Genomic DNA, 418 nt, shown 5'->3' with positions numbered 1-418 from the left:
TGCCCGAGCCGTTCCAGTCGGTATCACCCAGCGGCTTGCAGTGGAACTCGATGTCGATGCCGTATTTCTCGGTCAGACGCAGGAGCAGGTAGCGAGCCATCCACATCTGGTCGGCGGCCTTCTTGGAGCCCTTGCCGAAGATCTGGAATTCCCACTGGCCCTTCGCCACTTCGGCGTTGATGCCTTCATGGTTGATGCCGGCGGCGAGGCAGAGGTCGAGATGCTCCTCGACGATCGTGCGGGCGACATCACCGACATTCTTGTAGCCGACGCCGGTGTAGTACGGGCCCTGCGGCGCCGGATAGCCGCTCTCGGGGAAGCCGAGCGGACGGCCGTCCTTATAGAAGAAATACTCCTGCTCGAAGCCGAACCAGGCGCCCTCGTCGTCGAGGATGGTGGCGCGCTTGTTGGAGACATG

At 62.4% G+C, this 418-nt stretch carries 1 pseudogene; it reads right to left on the bottom strand.

Annotated features, from left to right (window positions below):
* Nucleotides 1-418: pseudogene (locus EOA24_RS40955) on the bottom strand (glutamine synthetase); the annotation flags it as partial.

This window comes from Mesorhizobium sp. M2A.F.Ca.ET.039.01.1.1 (assembly GCF_003998035.1).
In the GTDB taxonomy this organism is placed as follows: Bacteria; Pseudomonadota; Alphaproteobacteria; order Rhizobiales; family Rhizobiaceae; genus Mesorhizobium.
The sequence above is the reverse complement of the archived record's forward strand: the minus strand, read 5'-3'. Positions and strand labels throughout refer to the sequence as shown.